Origin of the sequence: Streptococcus taonis, assembly GCF_029948085.1 — a bacterium.
Taxonomy (GTDB): domain Bacteria; phylum Bacillota; class Bacilli; order Lactobacillales; family Streptococcaceae; genus Streptococcus; species Streptococcus taonis.
The window spans coordinates 1-1,483 of the sequence record NZ_JARZZP010000031.1 but is presented as its reverse complement, the minus strand read 5'-3'; the positions used below and the strand labels follow the sequence as shown (position 1 = coordinate 1,483).

The following is a 1,483-nucleotide window of genomic DNA, read 5'->3' as shown; positions in this document are numbered from 1 at the left end:
AATGCTCGTTGTTTAAAATCTGTACTATATGCCATGGCTTTATTATAACATGTATTTTATAAACTAAGTGACTATAACTATCCTAAAATATGGAGAGGACAACGATTGCCCTCTCCATATTTTAGCTTTTTTTAACCCACTACAGTTAACAAAGAGCCACAAAAAGCCCAAAAAGCGAACAATACTTAGAATTCCATTTAACAAAATTCTAGCATTGTTCGCTTTCTTTATCTAAACATTCTTTGTATTTTATGACTAAAATCATTACCTGAATGAATCTAGTTCGTTGTTAAAACACTAAAGAATGCATATTGGTTTGACTAAATTTTTAGTCTTCTTTTTTCTTTCCCAAAGCAAGTCCGAGACCACCTAGAATACCAAGAAGGCCTAGAGATGCAAGAGTCGCATTTGATTCTGTTCCAGTATTTGGCAATACTTTTTGAGAATCATTTGACTTAGCTCCGTTATCATTAGTAGCTGTAGTATCTCCGTGATTTACATTCGGATTAACTGCAACTGGTGTTACCTTAGCTGGTGTTTCTACTGGAACTTCCACAGCTGGTTGACCTGGTTCTGTAATCTTACCTGTACCTGGAACTTTACCGTCTGGTAATTCACTGTTTGGTACTTTACCTTTACCGTCTTCACCGATTGTTACTGTGATTGGTGTTCCATCTTTACCTGGGATTTCTACCTTAGTTCCTGGTGGGTATGTTGAGCCATCTGGTTTCTTCGGTGTTACTGTAACGTCACCTGTCTTAGGATCTTGTTCAACATCTACTGTTGGTGTCTTACGAGCTGGTGTTGTTACATCTACTGGTTGTGATGGTTTCTTGTTCGGTTCTGTTACTGTTCCTGTACCTGGGACATCTTTCTTAGGAAGCTTGTCATTTGGCACTTCACCTGAACCATTGTCACCAATTGTTACTGTGATTGGTGTTCCATTTTCACCTGGAATTTCTACCTTAGTTCCTGGTGGGTATGGTTTTCCATCTGGTTTCTTAGGCGTTACTACTACATCACCATTTGGTTTACGAGTAATTTCAATCTTACCTGGTTGTTCAGTTACTGGTGTTGCTGGTGTTACCTTACCTGGTGTTGTTACTGGAACTTCCACAGCTGGTTGACCTGGTTCTGTAATCTTACCTGTACCTGGAACTTTACCGTCTGGTAATTCGCTGTTTGGTACTTTACCTTTACCGTCTTCACCGATTGTTACTGTGATTGGGTTTCCATCTTTACCTGGGATTTCTACCTTAGTTCCTGGTTTGTATGGAGTTCCATCTGGTTTCTTAGGTGTTACCGTAACGTCACCTGTCTTAGGATCTTGTTCCACCTCTAGTGTTGGTGCCTTTTGAGCTGGTGTTTCTGGTGTTACCTTAGCTGGTGTTGTTACTGGAACTTCTACAGCTGGTTGACCTGGTTCTGTAATCTTACCTGTACCTGGAACTTTACCGTCTGGTAATTCGCTGTTTGGTACTTT

Annotated in this window: 1 protein-coding gene; it reads right to left on the bottom strand. The window is 40.0% G+C overall.

What is annotated here, in order from left to right; genetic code table 11:
• Positions 1–328: 328 nt before the first annotated feature.
• The coding region (locus QEZ38_RS09670; protein ID WP_281335781.1) for an LPXTG cell wall anchor domain-containing protein at positions 329–1,483 on the bottom strand (1,155 nt) is incomplete at its 5' end.